This is a genomic window from Staphylococcus sp. MB377 (assembly GCF_001922505.1).
Classification (GTDB): Bacteria; Bacillota; Bacilli; order Staphylococcales; family Staphylococcaceae; genus Staphylococcus; species Staphylococcus haemolyticus.
Window position 1 is genome coordinate 32,871 of the sequence record NZ_MAON01000003.1, and the last position, 24,248, is coordinate 57,118.

Below are 24,248 nucleotides of genomic sequence, written 5' to 3' on the forward strand. Positions count from 1 at the left end.
GCCATATTCAATAGTACTTATTCAGTAATTACTGGAAGGAGAAAAACAATGGCTAGAGACTTTTCTTTGAAAAACACTCGTAACATCGGTATCATGGCTCACATTGATGCTGGTAAAACAACTACGACTGAACGTATTCTTTACTATACAGGTCGTATCCACAAAATTGGTGAAACACATGAAGGTGCTTCACAAATGGACTGGATGGAACAAGAACAAGACCGTGGTATTACAATCACATCAGCTGCTACAACAGCTCAATGGGATGGCCACCGTGTAAACATTATCGATACTCCAGGACACGTAGACTTCACTGTTGAGGTTGAACGTTCTTTACGTGTACTTGATGGTGCGGTTACTGTACTTGATGCTCAATCAGGTGTAGAACCTCAAACTGAAACAGTTTGGCGTCAAGCTACAACTTATGGTGTACCTCGTATCGTATTCGTAAACAAAATGGATAAATTAGGCGCTAACTTCGACTATTCTGTAAGTACATTACATGATCGTTTAGATGCTAACGCTGCACCTATCCAATTACCAATTGGTGCCGAAGACGAATTTGAAGCTATCATCGACTTAGTAGAAATGAAATGCTACAAATATACTAATGACTTAGGTACTGAAATTGACGAAATTGAAATTCCTGAAGATCACAAAGAAAGAGCAGAAGAAGCTCGTTCTAATTTAATCGAAGCAGTTGCAGAAACTAACGATGAATTAATGGAAAAATATCTTGGTGATGAAGAAATTTCAGTAGCAGAATTAAAAGATGCAATTCGTCAAGCAACTACTGACGTAGAATTCTACCCAGTACTTTGCGGTACAGCATTCAAAAACAAAGGTGTTCAATTAATGCTTAACGCAGTAATTGACTACTTACCATCACCTTTAGATGTTAAACCAATCGTAGGCCATCGTGCTGAAAATCCTGAAGAAGAAGTAATTGCTAAACCAGACGATTCAGCTGAATTTGCTGCATTAGCATTCAAAGTTATGACTGACCCTTACGTTGGTAAATTAACTTTCTTCCGTGTATATTCAGGTACTTTAACATCAGGTTCTTACATTAAGAACTCAACTAAAGACAAACGTGAACGTGTAGGTCGTTTATTACAAATGCATGCTAACTCACGTCAAGAAATCGACACTGTTTACTCAGGCGATATCGCTGCTGCAGTTGGTCTTAAAGATACAGGTACTGGTGACACATTATGTGGTGAAAAGAATGACATTATCTTAGAATCAATGGAATTCCCTGAACCAGTTATCCACTTATCAGTAGAACCAAAATCTAAAGCTGACCAAGATAAAATGACTCAAGCTTTAGTTAAATTACAAGAAGAAGACCCTACTTTCCATGCACACACAGATGAAGAAACTGGACAAGTTATCATCGGTGGTATGGGTGAGTTACACTTAGACATCTTAGTTGACCGTATGAAGAAAGAATTCAACGTTGAATGTAATGTAGGTGCGCCAATGGTTTCATATCGTGAAACATTCAAGCAATCTGCACAAGTTCAAGGTAAATTCTCTCGTCAATCTGGTGGTCGTGGTCAATATGGTGATGTTCACATTGAATTCACACCAAATGAAACTGGCGCAGGTTTCGAATTCGAAAACGCTATCGTTGGTGGTGTAGTTCCTCGTGAATACATTCCATCAGTTGAAGCTGGTCTTAAAGATGCTATGGAAAACGGTGTATTAGCTGGTTATCCATTAATCGATGTTAAAGCTAAATTATTTGATGGTTCATACCATGATGTCGATTCATCTGAAATGGCCTTCAAAATTGCTGCATCATTAGCACTTAAAGAAGCTGCTAAAAAATGTGATCCAGTTATCTTAGAACCAATGATGAAAGTAACAATCGAAATGCCTGAAGAATACATGGGCGATATCATGGGTGACGTAACAGCTCGTCGTGGACGTGTTGATGGTATGGAACCTCGTGGTAATGCACAAGTTGTTAACGCTTATGTACCACTTTCAGAAATGTTCGGTTACGCAACTTCATTACGTTCTAACACTCAAGGTCGCGGTACTTACACTATGTACTTCGATCACTATGCAGAAGTTCCAAAATCAATTGCTGATGATATCATCAAAAAAAATAAAGGTGAATAATTAAACTTGTTTTAGCTAGAATTTCTAGGTAAAATACAGCGTAAGCTTATTAATTAAGTGAACATCTTTATGAATTGATTTTTTACTGAAAATGCATTATAAATGAATTATGAATTCTAACAATCATTATGTCTCATGATGGTGAGAAACTATCATGAGAGATAATATTGAAATAACTTTTACTAGAATAGGAGAGATTTAATAATGGCAAAAGAAAAATTTGATCGCTCAAAAGAACATGCCAATATTGGTACTATCGGTCACGTTGACCATGGTAAAACTACTTTAACAGCTGCTATCGCAACTGTATTAGCTAAAAATGGTGACACTGTAGCACAATCATATGACATGATTGACAACGCTCCAGAAGAAAAAGAACGTGGTATCACAATCAATACTGCACACATCGAGTATCAAACTGACAAACGTCACTATGCTCACGTTGACTGCCCAGGACACGCTGACTATGTTAAAAACATGATCACTGGTGCTGCTCAAATGGACGGCGGTATCTTAGTAGTATCTGCTGCTGACGGTCCAATGCCACAAACTCGTGAACACATTCTTTTATCACGTAACGTTGGTGTGCCGGCATTAGTAGTATTCTTAAACAAAGTTGACATGGTTGACGATGAAGAATTATTAGAATTAGTTGAAATGGAAGTACGTGACTTATTATCTGAATACGACTTCCCAGGTGACGATGTACCTGTAATCGCTGGTTCAGCATTAAAAGCTTTAGAAGGCGATGCTCAATACGAAGAAAAAATCTTAGAATTAATGCAAGCAGTTGATGATTACATTCCAACTCCAGAACGTGATTCTGACAAACCATTCATGATGCCAGTTGAGGACGTATTCTCAATCACTGGTCGTGGTACTGTTGCTACAGGCCGTGTTGAACGTGGTCAAATCAAAGTTGGTGAAGAAGTTGAAATCATTGGTATCCATGACACTTCTAAAACAACTGTTACTGGTGTAGAAATGTTCCGTAAATTATTAGACTACGCTGAAGCTGGTGACAACATCGGTGCATTATTACGTGGTGTTGCTCGTGAAGACGTACAACGTGGTCAAGTATTAGCTGCTCCAGGTTCAATCACACCTCACACAAAATTCAAAGCAGACGTATACGTTTTATCTAAAGACGAAGGTGGACGTCACACTCCATTCTTCACAAACTATCGTCCACAATTCTATTTCCGTACTACTGACGTAACTGGTGTTGTTAACTTACCAGAAGGTACAGAAATGGTTATGCCTGGCGACAACGTTGAAATGACAGTAGAATTAATCGCTCCTATCGCGATTGAAGACGGTACTCGTTTCTCAATCCGTGAAGGTGGACGTACTGTAGGATCAGGCGTTGTAACTGAAATCTTCGAATAATTTTAATTATTCCTTATTTCTAAATGAGACTCCCTATTGGGAGTCTTTTTTTATTTTTGTAAATGTCATATTTACATTTTAATCTTATTTCTAGTTTTCAGATTATGCTTTTTCAATCTCATTTTTAATAATAATAAAAAATGCCTATGATCAACTCAATATAAAAGTAATCATAGACATACAGAATCTAAATAAATTTATTCAATTTTAAAATACTTGTTCAATTTCTAAAATTTTTAAAAACTCACTAGCCGCATACTTAAATGCAGACTCATCGATGTCAAAGTGAGGGTTATGATGTGGCGCTGTTATGCCTTTGTCTGGATTACCACAGCCAGTTAAGAAAAACGCACCTGGACGTACTTTTAAATAGTGAGAGAAATCCTCACCAATCATCATTAATTCAGATTCATTAAAACGTAAATGTAAATCATTCGCTGCTTGTTTAACAACTTCATATGCATTTACATGATTATGTACAGGTAAATAACCACGAATGTATTCCAAGTCATAAGTTATGTCGTTTGCTAACGCAAGTCCTTGTAATAACTTATCCAATTTATTGTGTATATGAGTTTGAAGTTCTGTGTTGAATGTTCGCACAGTTCCTTTACAAAAGGCACTATCAGGAATAACACTATCCGATGATCCTGCTTGAATCATTCCGAATGTGAGCACGGCTTCTTTTACAGGATCAATTGTTCTAGGGATAATCTTTTGCGCACTTAGGATAAACTCTGCCATGATGACGATAGGGTCAATGGTTTCATGTGGCTTAGCACCATGTCCACCTTTACCATTAATTGTAACTGAGAACTCATCTGGTGATGCCATAATAGCACCAGGTCTTGAATATATTGTACCAGTACGATAACCACTCCATAAATGTGTACCATAAATTTTGTCTACACCATTTAAGCAACCATCATCAATCATTTCTTGAGAACCACCAGGCATAATTTCCTCACCATATTGGAAGATAAAGACCACATTTCCTTTTAATAAATGACGGTGTTCATGCACAATTTCAGCGACACCCAATAGGATTGCTGTATGTCCGTCATGACCACATGCATGCATTAATCCATCATTTTTAGATTTATAGGGTACATCGTTAAGTTCTTGTACCGGCAAAGCATCAAAGTCAGCGCGAAAGGCCACAGTAGGGCCATCTTCTTTTCCTTTAAACGTTGCTTTAATACCATTACGCCCAATAGGTGATTCGATCTCGCAATCAAGATGACTGAGCTGATTTAGAATATAATTATGCGTCCAAGTTTCCTCGAAAGAAGGTTCAGGATATTGATGCATATATCGGCGCATCTGTATCATTCTATTTTCCTTATTACTGGCTAATTGAAACCAATCTAACACATTAACCACTTCTTCCTAATTATTATGAATTTTAGTATATCAAATTCTAATACAACTCAATAGTTTAATTATTTATTTTTTGAAAAATGAAGTGAAAATTACATGTTGTATGAACAATTGTACATGAGGTGAAGAATATGCAATATATTGAATTTATTGGAATGATAGTGCTTTCATGTTGAAGGAAAATCAGTTATGATTATGTTGATATAAAAAATACAAAGGGGATATGAATATGGTTCAATCACTACACAATTTCTTAGAAGAAAATATTCAATATTTAAAAGATAATGGGTTATATAACGAAATCGATTCTATCGAAGGTGCTAATGGTCCAGAAATCACAATCAATGGGAAACAATATATTAACTTATCATCAAACAACTACTTAGGGCTAGCAACAAATGAAGATTTAAAATCTGCTGCTAAACATGCTATCGATTCACACGGTGTTGGTGCTGGTGCCGTACGTTCAATCAACGGTACATTAGACCTACACGATGAATTAGAAGAGACTTTAGCTAAATTCAAAGGTACTGAAGCAGCTATCGCTTATCAATCAGGTTTCAACTGTAACATGGCAGCTATTTCAGCAGTAATGAACAAAAACGATGCGATTCTTTCAGATGAATTAAACCATGCTTCAATTATTGATGGTTGTCGTCTATCTAAAGCTAAAATCATCCGTGTTAACCACTCTGATATGGATGACTTAAGAGCTAAAGCAAAAGAAGCTGTAGAATCTGGTCAATATAATAAAGTAATGTACATTACTGATGGTGTATTCAGTATGGATGGAGATGTTGCTAAATTACCAGAAATCGTTGAAATTGCTGAAGAATTCGGTTTAATTACTTATGTTGATGATGCACATGGTTCAGGCGTTATGGGTAAAGGTGCAGGTACGGTTAAACATTTTGGCCTACAAGATAAAATTGATTTCCAAATCGGTACACTTTCTAAAGCTATCGGTGTAGTTGGCGGTTACGTAGCAGGAACTAAAGAATTAATTGATTGGTTAAAAGCTCAATCACGTCCATTCTTATTCTCAACTTCTTTAGCACCTGGAGATACAAAAGCAATTACAGAAGCTGTGAAAAAATTAATGGCTTCTACTGAATTACACGATCAATTATGGGATAACGCTAAATATTTAAAAGATGGCTTAGAAAAACTTGGATTCAATACTGGTGAATCAGAAACACCAATTACACCAGTTATTATTGGTGATGAAAAAGAAACTCAAGAATTTAGTAAACGTCTTAAAGATGAAGGCGTGTATGTAAAATCTATCGTATTCCCAACAGTACCTCGTGGTACAGGTCGTGTAAGAAACATGCCTATAGCAGCACATACAAAAGAAATGTTAGATAAAGCAATTGCTGCTTATGAAAAAGTTGGTAAAGAATTAGGTACTATTAAATAAATTAAAATAGAAGATAGAATTTTTAGACTGGGATGATATTCATTGTCCCAGTCTTTTTATTGTGACAAAAAGCTGATTTTGAAATTTATGCTTTGTTTTTATGTGAGGAACAGATTAGTATTTTGGTAAAATTGATTTATAACAAATAATTTTAAAATATGAAATGAGAAACTAAAACAATATAAGCTTATAGTGCAGAAGGAGGGATACTCGTGTTACGTTTAAGACAATTGAGTTATGCAGATAAAGATGCTTTAACGAAGTACCTCCAAGAATGGTATGTGAATGATGAACCAATAGTGCCTTCAAACACAGACATGTCAAGGTATGAATCATTTGAGAGTATGGTAGACCATCTAAATAGTACTGAAGTTGATGATGGCTGGGTACCGACGACAACATTATTTTGTTTCGAGAATGAGGTGATTGTTGGTGCAGTCGATATTCGTCATTACTTGAATCAACGCTTAGTAAATATAGGTGGTCATGTAGGTTACGGAGTGTGTAGGTCACGTAGAGGACAAGGTATTGCTTCGTTGATGCTGAAAGAGGCTAAAGCTTTTCTAAAAGAAATAGGCGTAGATAAAGTGTTAATGACTACAAATCCCAAAAACGTTGCCTCTCAAAAAGTGATCAAACATAGTGGTGGTTATGAAATTGAATCTTACGTCAAAAAGAATGGAAATTTGGTCAGTCGATTTGAAATTCCTAATGAATGAAGGTTAGATGAATGAAGGATTTAAAAGTAGTATATGCATTGATACAAAATGAAGAGGGGAACGTGTTATTAGTTCATAATACGGATGGTGGCGGATGGTCATTACCAGGTGGCAAAGTTGAATACGGTGAAACTTTAGTTGAAGCGCTAAATCGGGAAGTTAGAGAAGAAACAGGATTATTAGTTGAAGTTAACGACATAGTAAGTGTTAATGAGGGTAAATCGACACAAATGAATGTTCATACACTTTTTTTCATGTTCAAAGCACAGGTTCAAGATTATACAACAGACATACAAATGAAAGATGAAATTTCGACATTAGGTTGGTTCTCGATTCCAGAAGCTGATGAAAAGTTAATCTATTATCATCATAGTTTGAATGCGTTTTTAAATAATAAGGCTACTTATTATGATGAGGGTTTCGTGGATTGAAATGTGAAAAAGAGGATGGGCCAAATATAATATTTTAATCATTCAGAGTACATTTGCAGAAGCTAACTCAACTGAAAAGACACTTAAATCAAGCACATCAAAATTTTTAGTACATTTAAGAGTGAAATCTAGCTAAAAAATTTAAAAGATTAATGAATAATACAAATTAGAGTGGCACAACGATTTCGTCGTGCCACTCTAGGCGTCAAAAGTTTATAAATAGTTTCATAATAAGCATGAAATCTCAAGGCTACACTTCTGTGCAAGCCTTTTATTTATAGTAATAAGATAGCACCATTAACATATAAGCACAATACTAAATTAATACTTTAATCAAATTAACTTAACATATATACATTTTTGAAATAATGGTATTGATAATGCCATTTAACAATGACAATTTGGTGTTTTGACGGGTAAAAGATAAATAGATATTAAATATAAAGTGGAGGTATCAGACATGTTAGTTTTGAATGAACAAGACCAGCAATCATTATTAGACATGAAAGAAGTCATTGATGAAGTTGCGAATTCATTAAAGGCATTTTCAGGAGGGAAGACAGACACACCGTTAAGGTATGTCTTACCGTTTAATGAAGGTAATAGATATTTAGTTATGCCAGCATTATCTGATGATCTTAAAGTGGTTGGTATTAAAACAGTTACATTTGCGCCAGATAATCCTAAAAAAGGCAAAAAGACAATTACAGGATCAGTGTTATTAAGTGATTATGAAACTGGGGAAACATTAGCTGTATTAGATGGTAGTTATTTAACTAAGATTCGTACAGGTGCTATCTCTGGAGTAGCAACTAAATACTTGGCACGTGAAGATGCTAAAACACTATGCGTTATTGGTTCTGGTGATCAAGCACAAGGACTAATTGCTGCAGTAATGGCAGTTAGAAATATCGATACAATTCACTTTTCGAGTCGTACTAAGGAAAATGCAGAACGTTTAGCTCAAGAAGTAGCTAATAATTATAATGTATCGACAAAAGTCTTTGAAGAAGCGGATGATGCGATGGAAGAGGCTGATGTTGTTGTAACTGCGACAAATTCTAATCATCCGGTATATTCACATTCATTACATCCCGGCGTTCATTTAAACGCAGTAGGCTCATTTAAACCAGATATGCAGGAATTACCATCAGAGTCTATGTTAGTAGCGAATAAAATTGTCGTTGAATCAGTAGAAGCAGCGATGGAAGAAACTGGTGATTTAAAGGTACCTCAAGAAGAAGGAATTATAACGAAAGATTCATTACATGGTGAACTAGGGGACATCGTAGCCGGTAAAGTTTCAGGGCGTGAAGATAATAAGGAAGTAACGCTATTTAAATCAGTAGGGTTAGCAATTGTAGATATCGTTGTTGCTAATTATTTCTATAAAAAAGCAGTAGCAAATAAAGAAGTATAATGTTGAAGTAGCTTTAATATTGTGAGGAAATTGCGAGTGTAAGTATGTAATCTTAAATAAATAGACTGCCGGGCCACTAAAAATTAAAGTATTCACATTAAAGAACTTACTGTGTTTATCTGCACATTTTCAAAATTATGAATAAACCGTGTAAATGACATATTGTTAACTGTCATCTACACGGTTTTTAATTTGAAATTATGCTGATTTTTTACGAGTTCGGATGTAAATTAATCCTGTTCCTGCTACTACTAATATAATAGCGATACCATGTTCTAAACTGCCATCTTTCAAACCTGCATTTGGTAATGATGTGATGGCGTCATGTTCTTGTGTAAACATAAGATTTGAATTTTTAGAAGCATTACTATTAGTAGTTATTAGTGTCTCATTATAAAAATTATCTTTAGGATTCATTTGAACTGGGAATTTAATGACATCTTTATAATGTTGTGAATGACTTGCATAACAAGTCAATTGGTCTCGTGTTCCTTTGTTGTTATTAGAAATACTCACTAAGTTTGAAGTAGGGTGATGTTCGATTGCATTTCCTTTTATGTTGTTAGTATGCATCTTGTCGGTAGCGCTTGGAATGACAATATTATCATCAGTGCTATTATGAGTTTGATTATTGTTAGCTGGGATTTCAATTACGTTGTCATTATCTTTTTGATGGTCTTTATTAGGGAATTCAATGACATTATCTTTATTAGAAGAATCAGTTTGTTTATCGTCTTTAGTATTGTCATCATTGTCATTAATATGACCGGTATTGTCTTTGTCATCATTGTTTGAATCTGGTGTTTGTTGTTGGCTATCTTGTCCATTAGTTGAATGATTATTATCATTATCTTCTTTACCAGTATTTGGTTGTTCATTACTTTCCGGTAGACCATTAATGATACGTACAGGTTCTTCGGTATTGTATTGATTTAAATCTGTATTCTTAATATATTGAGCGACAACTGCATCTAAAGAAATGCCTTCCTCACGTTGTCCACCAAACATATCATAGCCATCTCCTTGATTAGCTGTGAAGTCATTGGTAGTTACATAGTAAGTACGGTTAGGATCTAGATCTTCATATTCTCCATTCTCTTTATTCAGTACCTTGATTGCATTAATGCGTTGGCCAGATGCTTTATTGATATCATAATACACTCTGAGTGAGTCAGATACTTGTAAGAATCCTCCATTTGCACCTAAGACCTTCTTACCGTCATGAGTTTCAGTATCAGCACTTAAACTGTGTTCAAATGCTTTTTCAACATCTGAACCTTTCACTTGAATTTGAGAAATTAAATTACCGAATGGTAACACTGTTATGATGTCATTTTCAGTAACCTCACCTTTTTCAATTGAAGCTCGAATACCACCACCGTTAGTGATTGCGAAATCAGATTGATGTGAGAAATTCTTAGAGGCATATGCTTCCATAGCATCCGTAATTAGGTTACCTAGGTTTGTTTCTTGCGTGCGCGCTTGAGCACGTTCACCATTTAACGTCACTGTATTATTAGGTATAACAACTGTTGATGTTTCTTTTAAGAAGTCGTCATTTGCCTTTTTAGTTTGTGCATCAATTTGTGAGTCAGGTGTGATATCTTTGGCGTCCGCTACATTGATTAATGATGCTTTGATATCAGACGCTTTTTGATTTTGAAAAGTAAAATCCACACGTCCTACATTTGCTAGTGCAGTACCAGTTTGAGCGAGTAGATTATTAGTACCATAATGTTCACCGTTATCAATCACGGTATGTGAGTGACCATCTAATACGAAGATAGGTTGTTTAAATGAACCGTCTTTCGTAAGTTGATCAATTAAATAATCACCACGCCAAGTTTTTTGCGTCGATTTATCTACACCTAAGTGCGATAAGATAACGAATACATCGACATTGTTTTTAATCTCATTCATGGCTTGTTTGACACTAGTTAATGGGTCTTTAAATTCAACACCTTCAACAGCAGTAGGCGACGTTTTAGTTTTTGTTTCAGGTGTCGTGACACCTACAATACCATAACGGACATTGTTTTTAGTTACTGTAGTTGAAAAATCAAATACGCGTTTACCATTTTTGTAGATATTAGAAGAAACAATAGGGAAGTTTAATTGTTTCTGCAATTTAAGTAATTGATCATAACCAAAGTCAAATTCATGGTTTCCGACAGTCATTGCATCATAGCCAACACTATTCATAGCTTTGGCCATTTCTTCTCCCTTTGAATTGTTAGAAACAGGTAAACCTTGAAAAGCATCTCCTGAATCCACCATTAAATCCGGATTATATTTGTCTTTAAGACCTTTTACTTTAGCCATACCGATGACTCTCCCATCATCCTCTACAAATCGGCCATGAATATCATTTGTATGTAAAATTGTATGTTCATTTGTGTTGTCAGAAGTAGTTGCCATTCTTTTGTTGACAGTCACATGTTGAGATTTAGGTGCTGCTTGTTCTGATGTAGTATTGCTATTTTTAGATACTTGCTTTGAAGCAGGTGTAGATTGTTGTGATTCTGGAACATTACGCTTTTGCTGTTGTTGAGTTGATTCTTGAGGTGTTTGTTTAACTTTAGTGGAAGTAGATTCTTTTGTAGTTTCTACTTGCTTAGACTTGCTTTGCTCCGACGTCGAAGGAGAAGGTTTCACCTCCGTATCATGGGATTGCGATGTATTATTTTCATTTGAAGTGGATTCAGACGATGCTTTTTCTTGTGAAGATGTATTATTTTCGTTTGTAGCAGGTTCAGGTGTAGCTTTTTCTTGTGAAAAGGCAGAACCTTGAGATGAATTATTATGCTTCTCTGAAGTAGTGTTTTGTGTTGTAGACGTTTCAAAATTAAGATGTGAAGTTGTTTCAGACGAAGGTGTGGCTTGGTAATTATGTGAAACGTTGTTTGACTCAAGAGATAAAGGTTTATTAGTTGATTCAATGTTAGCTGATAATGCTTCTTTTGAAGCAGATTGTGGTACTTCTGCGGTAGCTGTTGTGTTAGTAGCTTGTGTTGCCTGTGATTCAGCTGCATAAGAGGTACCAGTTGTAATACCAAATACGATAAAACATAAAACTAAAAGTGGAATAAGATATCGCTTCATATTTGCCTCCTTTATTAGATGAAATTTACATTCTCATATTAGCATAAGTCGCAAAGCCTTAAGCTTACTCATTAAATTATTTACAATAATTTTAAAAACAATTAATAAATATAACGTTATGAAGAGTATGTATCTCTGACTTTTCAAAAATAAAATGAATTTAAAAGAGTGTACTTTGTGAGTATACAAGAAAGCGCTTTTATATTATAATAAGCATGTAAATAGGGATTATGTACACCCTAAAAGGACAATAATTCGTGGTAAACACACAAAGGGAGTTTTTTATTTATGGAAAGAATCGTAATTACAGGAGCACTTGGTCAAATTGGTACTGAGTTGGTATTAAAATGCAGAGAAATTTACGGAAATGACAATGTATTAGCTACGGATATTAGAGAGCCGGAAGAAGATTCACCAGTTAACAATGGTCCGTTTGAAGTATTAGATGTTACAAATCGTGAAGCTATGATGGCAATCGTTGAGAACTTTAAAGCAGATACGTTAATGCATATGGCTGCATTATTATCAGCGACTGCAGAGAAAAATCCTTTATTAGCATGGGATTTAAATATGGGCGGTCTAATGAACGCATTAGAAACAGCTAGAACGTATGAATTACATTTCTTCACACCAAGTTCAATTGGTGCATTTGGTGATTCAACGCCTAAGAAAGATACACCACAAAATACAATTCAACAACCTACTACAATGTATGGTGTGAACAAAGTTGCAGGTGAGTTATTATGCCAATACTATTTCACAAAATTTGGTGTCGATACGCGTAGTGTGAGATTCCCAGGACTTATCTCTCATGTTAAAGAACCAGGTGGCGGTACTACTGATTATGCTGTTGAAATTTATTTTGAAGCGGTTAGAAAAGGTCGTTACACAAGCTATATTGCTAAAGACACATACATGGATATGATGTATATGGATGATGCAATTGATGCAATTATTAAATTAATGGAAGCAGATAGCGACAAACTTGTAACACGTAATGGCTATAACTTAAGTGCTATGAGTTTTGAACCTGAGCAAATTAAAGCTGAAATCCAAAAACATTATCCTGACTTCGCATTAGATTATGAAGTAGATCCAGTACGTCAAGCAATTGCTGATAGCTGGCCAGATAATATTGATACAAGTTATTCTCGTAAAGAGTGGGGCTTTAACCCTAAATACGATTTAGCTGGTATGACTGAATTAATGTTAAAAGCAATTGAAGAAAAAGAACAAAATAAATAAAGTTTGACTGTCATACAAGTCATATAACACAGAACCTCAGACGAAATGTTTGAGGTTTTCTTTTTTATCCGAAATTAGTTAGTAACGGCCATTAAAAATTTACTAAAGTATGTTATTTTAAAGAAAGGGTTTACAATTAGTATTTAGTTTGAATTTTTAGAAAATTCATTGAATCAACATTACGAGATTGCTATAATTTAATATACTATTACTAACTAAGATTTATTTAGGAGGCTTTCATCATGTCAGAAAAAGTTAAATTTGAACAACGCGACTCGCTTAAAGAAAAACCAGAAGGTAATTTAGGGTTCGGTCAATACTTTACAGATTATATGTTAAGCTTTGATTATGATGTAGATAAAGGTTGGCATGATTTAAAAATTGTTCCTTACGCACCATTTGAAGTTTCACCAGCTGCACAAGGTCTTCACTATGGACAAGCGGTATTTGAAGGTTTAAAAGCATACAAACATGAAGGAGAAGTTGTATTATTTAGACCAGACCAAAACTTCAAACGTATTAATGATTCATTAGCACGATTAGAAATGCCTAAAGTAGATGAAGAATTATTACTAGAAGGTTTAAAACAATTAGTAGACGTTGAACGTGATTGGGTACCTGAGGGAGAAGGACAATCATTATATATCCGTCCGTTTGTATTTGCGACTGAAGGCATTTTAGGAGTAAGAGCATCTCATCAATATAAATTATTAATTATTTTATCTCCATCAGGCGCGTATTATGGCGGAGACACTTTAAAAACAACTAAAATTTACGTTGAAGATGAATATGTTCGTGCCGTACGCGGTGGTGTAGGATTCGCTAAAGTAGCAGGTAACTATGCTGCAAGCTTATTAGCACAAACAAATGCTAATAATTTAGGCTATGATCAAGTATTATGGTTAGACGGCGTAGAACAAAAATATGTTGAAGAAGTTGGTAGTATGAACATCTTCTTCGTTGAAAATGGTAAATTAGTTACACCTGCTTTAAATGGAAGTATCTTACCAGGTATTACACGTAAATCAATCATTGAATTAGCTAAAGAGTTAGGCTATGAGGTTGAAGAACGTAAAGTGTCAATCGATGAATTATTCGAAGCTTACGACAAAGGTGAATTAACTGAAGTATTCGGTTCAGGTACAGCAGCAGTTATTTCTCCAGTCGGTACATTAAAGTATGAAGATAGAGAAATCGTTATTAACAATAACGAGCCAGGAGAAATTACTAAAAAATTATACGACACATATACTGGTATCCAAAGTGGTAAATTAGAAGATACACATGGTTGGCGTGTAGTTGTCCCAGAATATAAATAAGGTAAGTTTAAAGAACTAGAAATCCTGAGGAATCGAGGTTTCTAGTTTTTTTGTTTTATTGCGAAGGTTTAAATATAAGATTGCTGATTTATTATTAGAAATAGATAGAAACTTTTGAAAATAATACAGAAATCATTAAAAGACTTGCAATGGCACTTGATCAACAAGAATTGAATAAATATGATTCAGATGTTCTCTTTATATTACTTCAAGATAAAATTTTGGGAAGTAAATATTCTAGAATTACTATTAAAGGAGTCAAAGATATCGCAGGATATTCAAGAAATAAAGTTAATGAGGTAATAAAAAAATATGAAAGCAAATTAATTAAGTTAAAAAGTAATCCTGTTGTTTACGAGGTGAAGGATAGTTACGTACAAGAATTGCTTTCTATGCAAAACAATATAAATTGAAATATATAAACATACAAATACGCAATATTAATGGGCAATTACGCAATAAACGCCAAATTTATCCTCAGGTGCTTACAATTAAAGTGTAATTTAAATATTAATGAAGGAGTGGAATCAAATGACAGACGTATTCGGTTTCATAAAAAAAACGATTGACTTTATTAGTAGCATTTTAGTACACGGTGAACCTAAATAATTATTTTTATAAAGAAAAATCACCCCGGTGTTAGATTAAAAGTCTAATTTTCGGGGTGAATTATTTATATCGATTTTTAAATTACACAATCATAAATTTCGCTCAATTAAATCAACGTAGGCAAATGATAAATGAAACGGTATTGGTTCGCGTATTTTTGAAACTTAAAAGATATTGAATAAGTTTGTATAATAAAATATAAAGATGATTGGGGGGATTGAATGAAATTTAAACTAATTACTTATTTCGATGAAAGCTATATTGATTCAATTTACGAAACATATCAATCAGTTGGTTAGTTAAAACATGATAAAGATAAGATACGAAAAATTTTCGAGAATAGTACGCACGTAGTCTTAGCAATTTATGATAATAAAGTCATTGGTTTTGCTAGAGCATTATCAGATGGTGTATTCAATGCAGCTATTTATGACTTAGTTGTTAATAAAGATTTACAAAATAATCAAATTGGTATGCATATGTTTAAACACATTCTTAAGGAAATAGGGTCAGTTTCATGTATCCATTTAATCTCAACTATCGATAATTTAGAATTTTATCAAAAGGCTGGATTTAAAAAATTGAAAACTGGTATGGTTATATATCAAGATAAACGCCTAACAGATACATATACTGAATAATTGGTAGATGGAATATTAAATCATTCTATTGGGTCTAAAATAAAAATTTGTATTACAATAGAAGAGTTAATAATCATAATTCACAGGAGTGTTATGAAAATGGAATGGATATTATTTGATAAAGACGGGACTTTAATAGAATTTGATAAGAGTTGGGAGAAAATTGGTATAAGATTAGTGGATAGTCTTTTAGATGAATTCCCAGTAGCTAATAAAGAAGTTGCACATCGACAATTAGGTGTTCTTGATAATGCAATCGTTCCTGATTCTGTAATGGGTTCAGGGTCACTAGATGAAATGATTAAAGCTTTTAATAACGTTGTTGGTAAAGATGTCTCAACTTGGACACGTAATACGAGCCAGGAACTTGTTGATACACGTGTGCCAGAGAACAACTGGATTGATGGTGTGTATGATATGATTCAATCTTTAAAAAAAGACGGCTATAAAATTGGAATTGTTACAAGTGATTCACGAAAAGGAGTATTGCAATTTCTTGAAGATACCAATTCTAAAGACGCTTTCGACTTAGTTATCTCCACAGAATCACATGCAGCGGAAAAGCCAAATCCAGCAGTATTAAATCCACTGTTTGATTCTTATGATGTCAAACCTGAAGATGTAGTTATAGTAGGAGATACTAATAACGACATGAAAACAAAGGTTAATGCTGAATTAGGTTTAGCAATTGGTGTGCTTACTGGTATAGCTAAAAAAGAAGAGTTAGTAGATGCTGATGTGATAATAGAGACAGCTGTGAGTGTGCCCGAAGTCTTAAAGCAATATATTGAAAACAAATAAGATAAAAATGTAAAAACGCTACACAAAGAGTTTGAAATGTGTAGCGTTTGTTTATGTTAACGATTATCTACCTTGCGATAAGTATTAATTACATGAGCAATTTTATCAATAATTGGGTCTAAAGAGTCTAGGTTTTCATGAATATCATATTCGTTGATGTTAACGCGCACGACCGGACAGGCATTAAAGTTATTTATCCAGTCATCATAACGTTTGAATAACTTTTGCCAATACTCAGGATCCGTATTAATTTCCATATCACGACCACGTGCTTTGATACGCTCAATTACTTCATTGTAGTCGCACTCAAGATAAATTAATACATCAGGTTTAGGGAAGTAAGGTGTCATTACCATTGCATTGAACAACTCAGAATATGTTTTAAAATCATCTTCATTCATAGTACCTTGTTCTTCATGCATTTTCGCGAAAATATCAACATCTTCATAAATAGAGCGATCTTGAATGAATCCACCACCATATTCAAACATACGTTTTTGTTCTTTAAAACGTTCTGCTAAAAAGTAGATTTGTAAGTGGAAACTCCAACGTTCAAAGTCATCATAAAATTTATCTAGATAAGGATTATGATCAACATTTTCAAAAGAGGTTTTAAAATTCAATTTGTCAGCTAAAGCCTGTGTCAATGTCGATTTCCCAACACCAACGGTACCAGCAATGGTGATTATTGCGTTTTGAGGTACTTTATAATTATTCATGTTCAATTGCTCCTATCATAGGTCTTATTTTTTCTAAAATTGATTGATAATCTGAGTCATTTTTAACAAAATCAATTTCACTTGTATTAATTAAGACGACATTTGCGCCTTCGCTTTTCATGGCATTATAAAATGTTAAATAATCTTCTTTGAGATTCAATAAATAGTCATCCTCAATATGATGTTCAAAACTACGATTACGTTGAGCTATTCTTTGTTTCAGAACATCCAAATCAGCATCTAAGAAAATAATCATGTTAGGCATTTCAAGATCTTCAGTTAAAATATCGAAAATGCGATCAAATTTATCAAATTCATTATTACTCAACGTGTTACGAGCGAAAATTTTATTTTTATAAATATGATAATCGCTAACAACACCTTGAGTCATTTTAGCGATATCTTTTGCCTGTTTATATCGATTACAGAGGAAAAACATTTCTGTTTGAAAACTCCATTTAGAAATATCATCGTAGAAGTCAGATAAAAATGGATTTTCATCAATTATTTCTTTTTCTTCATAGTAATTTAATGTCTGGCTAAGCTTATGAGTTAGGGAAGATTTACCTACACCAATTGGCCCCTCAATTGCGATAAATGGTTTGTTCATAATCACATCTCCAAATGTTAAAATAGACAATGAGTATTGTATCATAAGTGAGGTATAACACACATGGCAAATGATGAATATTACATGAAATTAGCGATTGAAGAAGCTAAAAAAGCTCAAAAACTTGGAGAAGTTCCTATAGGCGCAATCATAGTTAAAAACAATGAAGTCATAGCAAGTGCACATAACTTAAGAGAAACTGCGCAGCTTCCTACGGCTCACGCAGAACATATCGCTATTGAACGTGCTTCAAAAGTAGTTGGAAGTTGGCGTTTAGAAGAATGCAAATTATATGTGACACTTGAACCGTGCGTCATGTGTGCCGGTGCCATTGTGATGAGTAGAATTCCTAAAGTGGTATACGGCGCTACTGATCCTAAAGGTGGATGTAGTGGTAGCTTGATGAATCTATTAGAAGAATCTCGATTTAATCATAGAGCTGAAGTTATTAAAGGCGTACTTGAGCAAGAGTGTGGTGATTTATTACGAAACTTCTTCCGTGAGCTACGATTAAAGAAGTCTAAAGCGAACATGTAAGCGTACAAATTGAGCTATATTTGTTAAAATAATACACGTGAATTAAGTGTTCAAGTTGAGATTTTAAATTTTAACTTTAAAATGTTTTTTTAAGATAAATAGCAATTAATTAAGAGAATGAAACGAGGTAACTGTATGATTAAATTAATAGCAACAGATATGGATGGCACATTGTTAAATGCTGCACATGAAATTTCTCAAGAAAATGTTGATGCAATAAAATATGCACAATCACAAGGGATAACAGTTGCCATTGCGACAGGTCGTGCATTTTATGAGGCAAATACACCTGTAGCTGAGACAGATTTAAGCGTACCATATATTTGTTTAAATGGTGCAGAAGTACGTGATGAATCATTTAATATTATGAATACGTCTAATTTAAATCATGAATTAGTGGAACGCATTAAATCAATTCTAGATAAAAATGACGTATATTATCAAATTTATACTAATAGAGGGATTTATACAGAAGATCCAACCAAAGATTTAGATATTTACTTAGATATTGCTAAACAAGCAGGACAAGAAGCGGATGTTGAAAAGATTAAACAAGGCATTCAAAAGCGCATAAATAATGGGACATTAAAAGTTGTAAATAGTTATGAAGAAATTGAAGATATCCCGGGCGAATTAATCATGAAAGTGTTAGCTTTTAATCCGGATTTAGAGAAAATTAATGCCATTGGAGTAGAACTTTCAGCTATTCCAAGTTTAGCTATTTCATCATCTTCACGCGGAAATCTTGAGATTACACATTTTGACGCGCAAAAAGGAATCGCGTTAGAGTCTATTGCTAATCAATTAAATATTGATTTAAAAGACGTTATGGCTTTAGGCGATAACTTGAATGACGTATCAATGCTAGAGCGTGTAGGTTATCCTGTTGCAGTAGAAAACGCTATGCCTGAAGTTAAAGCAGTTGCTAAATATGTAACGGACACAAATGAAAATAGTGGTGTTGGAAAAGCCATAACAAAGTTATTGAAAGAAGAAAATAATTAATATTAAGAGGTGTATAGTAGAAATGGAAGGACTTATAATTGTTGGTAGTGCCAAAGTTGGCTCACATACAAATGCGTTAGCTAAATATTTAGTGGGACAGTTTGATACACATGATTTAGATGTTGATATTTATGATTTAGCAGAACGCCCATTAAATCAATTAGACTTTTCTGGGACAACGCCGTCTATCGATGAAATTAAAACCAATATAAAAGATTTTCAAGAAAAAGTAATGGCAGCAGACTTCTTAGTACTTGGAACTCCTAATTATCATGGTTCATATTCTGGCATCTTAAAAAATGCATTAGATCATATCAATATGGATTATGTCAAAATGAAACCAGTAGGATTAATCGGTAATAGCGGAGGTATCGTAAGTTCAGAACCATTATCACATTTACGTGTTATTGTACGCAGTTTATTAGGTATCGCTGTGCCCACACAAATTGCTACACATGACTCAGACTACAGTAAACTTGACGATGGTACATTATATCTTGATGATGACCAATTTCAGTTGCGTGCAAAATTATTTGTAGACCAAATTGTATCATTTGTGAATAATAGTCCTTATGAACATTTAAAATAAATTGTAATAATGTTAAAAAACACATTTATAAAGGAAGAAACGAGTTTAAAGAGCGATAGATATCGCTCTTTTTTTATTTAACGAGAAAGATTGTATATCATTTGGAGATAATTATAACTTGTTTAATTGAATTGACTTAAAAATATTAAAGACACCTATCTATTGTATGACCTAATATTTACTTTTTTATTGTAAAAATTTTTAAAAGTGTTGTGTTAAATGATAAAATGCATTATTCTAGAAGTGTATTTGCATATAATATTATATGTAGTTTACATTTTAAAATGTGAATAATTTAATTATTAGGAGGTAAGCTATGAGTAAAAGAAGACAAGGACCAATTAACAAAAAAGTAGATTTTTTATCCAACAAATTAAACAAATACTCAATTAGAAAATTCACTGTAGGAACAGCATCAATATTAGTAGGAGCTACTTTATTATTTGGTGTTGGAAATCAAGAAGCTAAAGCAGCAGAAAATAATACAGAAGACACATCAGTACAAGTAAGTGACGATACGTCATCACAAGATGATGGTGTTAAACAAAAAAGTGATGTTCAAACGAGTGAGCACACTACAAATAATAGTGACTTTCCTGAACAAACTGATATAACAAATGAAAATAATACTAAAGAAGAACCAACTCAAGAAGATGCTAAAGTAGAAACTACTAAAGAAGAACCAACTCAAGAAGATGCTAAAGTAGAAACTACTAAAGAAGAACCAACTCAAGAAGATGCTAAAGTAGAAACTACTAAAGAAGAACCAACTCAAGAAGATGCTAAAGTAGAAACTACTAAAGAAGAACCAACTCAAGAAGATGCTAAAGTAGAAACTACTAAAGAAGAACCAACTCAAGAAGAAGCTAAAGTAGAAACTACTAAAGAAGAACCAACTCAAGAAGATGCTAAAGTAGAAACTACTAAAGAAGAACCAACTCAAGAAGATACTAAAGTAGAAACTACTAAAGAAGAACCAACTCAAGAAGAAGCTAAAGTAGAAACTACTAAAGAAAAACCAACTCAAGAAGAAGCTAAAGTAGAAACTACTAAAGAAGAACCAACTCAAGAAGAAGCTAAAGTAGAAACTACTAAAGAAGAACCAACTCAAGAAGATACTAAAGTAGAAACTACTAAAGAAGATACTCCATCTAAAAATTCACAAAAATCAAATGATACACAAGATATTGATACAGTAGTTAACGATGTTCAAAATGCTACAACAACACAAGACAAGCAAGCTACTTTAACTAATTATATAGCTGATACAAACAATACAAGCAAAGAAGAAGCTAAAGCCCAAGTTAAAGACTTAGATTTAGACTATAATAATCTTGATACAAATACATTATTAAGTTTATTAGTAAAAGACTATTCAAATAAAAAAGAATCTACAACAACATATGCAACTGCTCGTGCCTCTGAATCAACTGCTAAACCAGTTAATCGTTTAGCTGCCGAAGCAACTCAAGAAGGTTCTAATGTAAATAATAAAATAAATGTCAATCAATTTAATTTTGACAGTAAAACAATTGACCCTAACCAACATGGCTATAGTAAACTAAACGCATCATTCAATATTGATGGAAGTGTTAAATCAGGAGATTATTTCACTATAAATGTTCCTAAAAATATCACTCTAGATGGTGATATAGATTATAGTAATGTTAATAATACAATGCATTTGCCTGATTTAAAAAATGCTAATGGTGATACAGTAGCTACTGGTACTTATGATACTCAAACAAAACAAGTAAAATATACATTTACTAATTTTGTTAATAATAAAAAAAATATAAAAGGACAATTTGATTTACCAGTATTTACTGATAGACAGAACACTCCAAATAGTGGTAACTATCTATTAAATTTTGATATAGCAGGTAAAGAATATCAATCAAGTATTAATATTCAATATGATTCACCATTTCAAGGTCAAAATGACGCACAGGGTGCCAATGTAACTTCATTTATTACTAAAATAGATAAAAATTCTGGTGCAAACGAATATAAACAAACTATATATGTTAATCCAAAAGAAAATAGTTTAAGAAACATGAATGTTAATATTCAAGGATATACTACAGATAGTAGTGATAGTAGTACTAAGGTAGATTTAGATAATACAAATATTAAAGTGTATGAAGTTAACGATACTTCTAAACTATCAGAAAGTTACTATGTTAATCCAAATGACCCAAATCTAAAAGATGTGACAAGTAATTTTGAGGGTTGGATAACTGATACTAATAACAATTCAATTAATGTTAAATTTGGAGATACTAATAAAGCATATGTTATTGTAGTTGATGGACATTTTGATGACAGTGGTAAAAATATTAAAACACGTGTTACAGAAACAAACTTAGATAATAATTACAATCAAAGATTATATTATTGGGATAACGAAAATATAATTAAAAAAGGTAATGGTTCTGCAGACGGAGATGACAGCGACGCAGATGCAGATGCAGACGCAGATGCTGATGCTGATGCAGATGCAGACGCAGATTCAGATGCAGACGCAGATTCAGATGCAGATGCTGACTCAGATGCAGACGCAGATTCAGATGCAGACGCAGACGCTGACTCAGATGCAGACGCAGATGCAGATGCAGATGCTGACTCAGATGCAGACGCTGACGCAGATGCAGATGCAGACGCTGACGCAGATGCAGACGCTGACGCAGACTCAGATGCAGACGCAGATTCAGATGCAGATGCTGATTCAGATGCAGATGCTGACTCAGATGCAGACGCAGACGCTGACGCAGATGCAGACGCAGATTCAGATGCAGATGCAGACGCAGACTCAGATGCAGACGCAGATTCAGATGCAGACGCTGATTCAGATGCAGACGCAGATTCAGATGCAGACGCTGATTCAGATGCAGACGCAGATTCAGATGCAGACGCTGATTCAGATGCAGACGCAGACGCAGATGCAGACGCAGATTCAGATGCAGACGCAGATTCAGATGCAGACGCTGATTCAGATGCAGACGCAGATTCAGATGCAGACGCAGATTCAGATGCAGACGCTGATTCAGATGCAGACGCAGATTCAGATGCAGATGCTGACGCAGATGCAGACGCAGACGCAGATGCAGATGCAGACGCAGATGCTGATGCTGATGCAGATGCAGACGCAGACGCAGATGCAGATGCAGACGCAGACGCAGATTCAGATGCAGACGCAGACGCTGACTCAGATGCAGACGCAGATTCAGATGCAGATGCTGACTCAGATGCAGACGCAGACTCAGATGCAGACGCAGATTCAGATGCAGACGCAGATTCAGATGCAGATGCTGACTCAGATGCAGACGCAGATGCAGACGCAGATTCAGATGCAGATGCTGACTCAGATGCAGACGCAGACGCAGATTCAGATGCAGACGCAGATGCTGATGCTGATGCAGATGCAGACGCAGACGCAGATTCAGATGCAGACGCAGACGCTGACTCAGATGCAGACGCAGATTCAGATGCAGATGCTGACTCAGATGCAGACGCAGATTCAGATGCAGATGCTGACTCAGATGCAGACGCAGATTCAGATGCAGATGCTGACTCAGATGCTGACTCAGATGCAGACGCAGATTCAGATGCAGATGCTGACTCAGATGCAGACGCAGACGCAGATTCAGATGCAGACGCAGATGCTGATGCAGATGCAGACGCAGACGCAGATGCAGATGCAGACGCAGATTCAGATGCAGACGCAGATGCTGATGCAGATGCAGACGCAGACGCAGATGCAGATGCAGACGCAGATTCAGATGCAGATGCTGACTCAGATGCAGACGCAGATTCAGATGCAGATGCTGACTCAGATGCAGACGCAGATTCAGATGCAGATGCTGACTCAGATGCTGACTCAGATGCAGACGCAGATTCAGATGCAGATGCTGACTCAGATGCAGACGCAGACGCAGATTCAGATGCAGACGCAGATGCTGATGCAGATGCAGACGCAGACGCAGATGCAGATGCAGACGCAGATTCAGATGCAGACGCAGATGCTGATGCAGATGCAGACGCAGACGCAGATGCAGATGCAGACGCAGATTCAGATGCAGATGCTGACTCAGATGCAGACGCAGATTCAGATGCAGATGCTGACTCAGATGCAGACGCAGATTCAGATGCAGATGCTGACTCAGATGCTGACTCAGATGC

General features: G+C 34.9%; 19 protein-coding genes and 1 pseudogene. 16 read left to right on the plus strand and 4 right to left on the minus strand.

Translation table 11 applies throughout. The annotated features are described in order from the left end of the window. Positions 1-48: 48 nt before the first annotated feature. Entirely contained in the window at positions 49-2,130 is a 2,082-nt protein-coding gene (fusA, locus tag BB045_RS00820; protein WP_075140397.1) for an elongation factor G, read from the plus strand. A gap of 204 nt (positions 2,131-2,334) precedes the next feature. Beyond that, on the plus strand, positions 2,335-3,519 hold the full coding sequence (tuf, locus tag BB045_RS00825; protein ID WP_037552072.1) for an elongation factor Tu: 1,185 nt from the start codon (positions 2,335-2,337) through the stop codon (positions 3,517-3,519). 207 nt (positions 3,520-3,726) lie between these two features. Here the strand turns inward: tuf and BB045_RS00830 are convergent, their stop codons facing one another. After that, the gene (locus BB045_RS00830) at positions 3,727-4,893 is read right to left on the minus strand and encodes a M20 family metallopeptidase (protein WP_075140398.1); all 1,167 of its coding nucleotides are present in this window, start codon (positions 4,891-4,893) and stop codon (positions 3,727-3,729) included. 235 nt (positions 4,894-5,128) lie between these two features. On the opposite strand from BB045_RS00830, the gene BB045_RS00835 reads away from it, so the two are divergent. The 4 genes from BB045_RS00835 to BB045_RS00850 all read left to right on the plus strand — a co-directional run bounded on the left by BB045_RS00835 (position 5,129) and on the right by BB045_RS00850 (position 8,889). After that, entirely contained in the window at positions 5,129-6,319 is a 1,191-nt protein-coding gene (locus BB045_RS00835; RefSeq protein WP_053022462.1) for a glycine C-acetyltransferase, read from the plus strand. Positions 6,320-6,531: 212 nt separating this feature from the next. Beyond that, complete coding sequence (locus tag BB045_RS00840) at positions 6,532-7,038, plus strand: GNAT family N-acetyltransferase (protein ID WP_053022463.1); 507 nt, start codon at positions 6,532-6,534, stop codon at positions 7,036-7,038. Positions 7,039-7,049: 11 nt separating this feature from the next. Then, positions 7,050-7,469, plus strand: a complete 420-nt coding sequence (locus tag BB045_RS00845) for an NUDIX hydrolase (RefSeq protein ID WP_053025244.1) — start codon at positions 7,050-7,052, stop codon at positions 7,467-7,469. A 460-nt stretch (positions 7,470-7,929) separates the two neighbouring features. After that, positions 7,930-8,889, plus strand: a complete 960-nt coding sequence (locus BB045_RS00850) for an ornithine cyclodeaminase family protein (protein WP_075140399.1) — start codon at positions 7,930-7,932, stop codon at positions 8,887-8,889. A gap of 198 nt (positions 8,890-9,087) precedes the next feature. Here BB045_RS00850 and BB045_RS00855 read toward each other — a convergent pair whose 3' ends face one another. Continuing rightward, positions 9,088-11,991: a 5'-nucleotidase C-terminal domain-containing protein gene (locus BB045_RS00855; RefSeq protein WP_075140400.1), complete on the minus strand. Its 2,904-nt coding sequence runs from the start codon at positions 11,989-11,991 to the stop codon at positions 9,088-9,090. Between the two features lie 288 nt (positions 11,992-12,279). On the opposite strand from BB045_RS00855, the gene BB045_RS00860 reads away from it, so the two are divergent. The 5 genes from BB045_RS00860 (at position 12,280) to BB045_RS00880 (ending at position 16,606) form a co-directional block, all read left to right on the plus strand. Next, on the plus strand, positions 12,280-13,236 hold the full coding sequence (locus BB045_RS00860; protein ID WP_033079552.1) for an L-threonine 3-dehydrogenase: 957 nt from the start codon (positions 12,280-12,282) through the stop codon (positions 13,234-13,236). A 242-nt stretch (positions 13,237-13,478) separates the two neighbouring features. After that, positions 13,479-14,555: a branched-chain amino acid aminotransferase gene (locus tag BB045_RS00865; RefSeq protein WP_070860921.1), complete on the plus strand. Its 1,077-nt coding sequence runs from the start codon at positions 13,479-13,481 to the stop codon at positions 14,553-14,555. A gap of 149 nt (positions 14,556-14,704) precedes the next feature. Beyond that, positions 14,705-14,968, plus strand: coding sequence for a TrmB family transcriptional regulator (locus tag BB045_RS00870; protein ID WP_142236911.1), 264 nt, complete (start codon positions 14,705-14,707; stop codon positions 14,966-14,968). Positions 14,969-15,484: 516 nt separating this feature from the next. Continuing rightward, on the plus strand, positions 15,485-15,805 hold the full coding sequence (locus BB045_RS00875) for a GNAT family N-acetyltransferase (RefSeq protein WP_305954530.1): 321 nt from the start codon (positions 15,485-15,487) through the stop codon (positions 15,803-15,805). Positions 15,806-15,904: 99 nt separating this feature from the next. Continuing rightward, positions 15,905-16,606 (plus strand): HAD family hydrolase, encoded by a 702-nt coding sequence (locus BB045_RS00880; RefSeq protein ID WP_049395836.1) that lies wholly within the window; start codon positions 15,905-15,907, stop codon positions 16,604-16,606. Between the two features lie 56 nt (positions 16,607-16,662). Here the strand turns inward: BB045_RS00880 and BB045_RS00885 are convergent, their stop codons facing one another. Beyond that, entirely contained in the window at positions 16,663-17,325 is a 663-nt protein-coding gene (locus BB045_RS00885; protein WP_049395837.1) for a deoxynucleoside kinase, read from the minus strand. Next, positions 17,318-17,935 carry a deoxynucleoside kinase gene (locus BB045_RS00890; RefSeq protein ID WP_053017854.1) on the minus strand — a complete coding sequence of 206 codons (618 nt, stop codon included), beginning with the start codon at positions 17,933-17,935 and terminating at the stop codon, positions 17,318-17,320. The genes BB045_RS00885 and BB045_RS00890 overlap by 8 nt, the downstream gene beginning before the upstream one ends. A gap of 63 nt (positions 17,936-17,998) precedes the next feature. Here BB045_RS00890 and tadA point away from each other — a divergent pair, with 63 nt between their 5' ends. The 5 genes and pseudogenes from tadA to BB045_RS11885 all read left to right on the plus strand — a co-directional run. After that, a complete protein-coding gene (gene tadA / locus BB045_RS00895) occupies positions 17,999-18,472 on the plus strand; it encodes a tRNA adenosine(34) deaminase TadA (RefSeq protein WP_033079562.1) in 474 nt (157 codons plus the stop codon). Between the two features lie 135 nt (positions 18,473-18,607). Beyond that, positions 18,608-19,477: a Cof-type HAD-IIB family hydrolase gene (locus BB045_RS00900; RefSeq protein ID WP_075140401.1), complete on the plus strand. Its 870-nt coding sequence runs from the start codon at positions 18,608-18,610 to the stop codon at positions 19,475-19,477. A 22-nt stretch (positions 19,478-19,499) separates the two neighbouring features. After that, positions 19,500-20,066, plus strand: a complete 567-nt coding sequence (locus BB045_RS00905; protein WP_075140402.1) for an NADPH-dependent FMN reductase — start codon at positions 19,500-19,502, stop codon at positions 20,064-20,066. Between the two features lie 316 nt (positions 20,067-20,382). Continuing rightward, a pseudogene (locus tag BB045_RS12565) lies at positions 20,383-20,545 on the plus strand (YSIRK-type signal peptide-containing protein); the annotation flags it as partial. Between the two features lie 1,100 nt (positions 20,546-21,645). Further along, positions 21,646-24,248, plus strand: a 2,603-nt coding sequence (locus BB045_RS11885; protein ID WP_483883058.1) for a fibrinogen-binding adhesin SdrG C-terminal domain-containing protein, incomplete at its 3' end; no start/stop codon positions are given.

Bases quoted from the DNA above. Each gene is read 5' to 3' on its own strand.
- BB045_RS00880 (WP_049395836.1), top strand. From the start codon at position 15,905: ATGGAATGGATATTATTTGATAAAGACGGGACTTTAATAGAATTTGAT.
- BB045_RS00865 (WP_070860921.1), top strand. From the start codon at position 13,479: ATGTCAGAAAAAGTTAAATTTGAACAACGCGACTCGCTTAAAGAAAAA.
- BB045_RS00885 (WP_049395837.1), bottom strand. From the start codon at position 17,325: ATGAATAATTATAAAGTACCTCAAAACGCAATAATCACCATTGCTGGT.
- fusA (WP_075140397.1), top strand. From the start codon at position 49: ATGGCTAGAGACTTTTCTTTGAAAAACACTCGTAACATCGGTATCATG.
- BB045_RS00850 (WP_075140399.1), top strand. From the start codon at position 7,930: ATGTTAGTTTTGAATGAACAAGACCAGCAATCATTATTAGACATGAAA.
- tuf (WP_037552072.1), top strand. From the start codon at position 2,335: ATGGCAAAAGAAAAATTTGATCGCTCAAAAGAACATGCCAATATTGGT.
- tadA (WP_033079562.1), top strand. From the start codon at position 17,999: ATGGCAAATGATGAATATTACATGAAATTAGCGATTGAAGAAGCTAAA.
- BB045_RS00900 (WP_075140401.1), top strand. From the start codon at position 18,608: ATGATTAAATTAATAGCAACAGATATGGATGGCACATTGTTAAATGCT.
- BB045_RS00835 (WP_053022462.1), top strand. From the start codon at position 5,129: ATGGTTCAATCACTACACAATTTCTTAGAAGAAAATATTCAATATTTA.
- BB045_RS00890 (WP_053017854.1), bottom strand. From the start codon at position 17,935: ATGAACAAACCATTTATCGCAATTGAGGGGCCAATTGGTGTAGGTAAA.
- BB045_RS00855 (WP_075140400.1), bottom strand. From the start codon at position 11,991: ATGAAGCGATATCTTATTCCACTTTTAGTTTTATGTTTTATCGTATTT.
- BB045_RS00845 (WP_053025244.1), top strand. From the start codon at position 7,050: ATGAAGGATTTAAAAGTAGTATATGCATTGATACAAAATGAAGAGGGG.
- BB045_RS00905 (WP_075140402.1), top strand. From the start codon at position 19,500: ATGGAAGGACTTATAATTGTTGGTAGTGCCAAAGTTGGCTCACATACA.
- BB045_RS00870 (WP_142236911.1), top strand. From the start codon at position 14,705: ATGGCACTTGATCAACAAGAATTGAATAAATATGATTCAGATGTTCTC.
- BB045_RS00860 (WP_033079552.1), top strand. From the start codon at position 12,280: ATGGAAAGAATCGTAATTACAGGAGCACTTGGTCAAATTGGTACTGAG.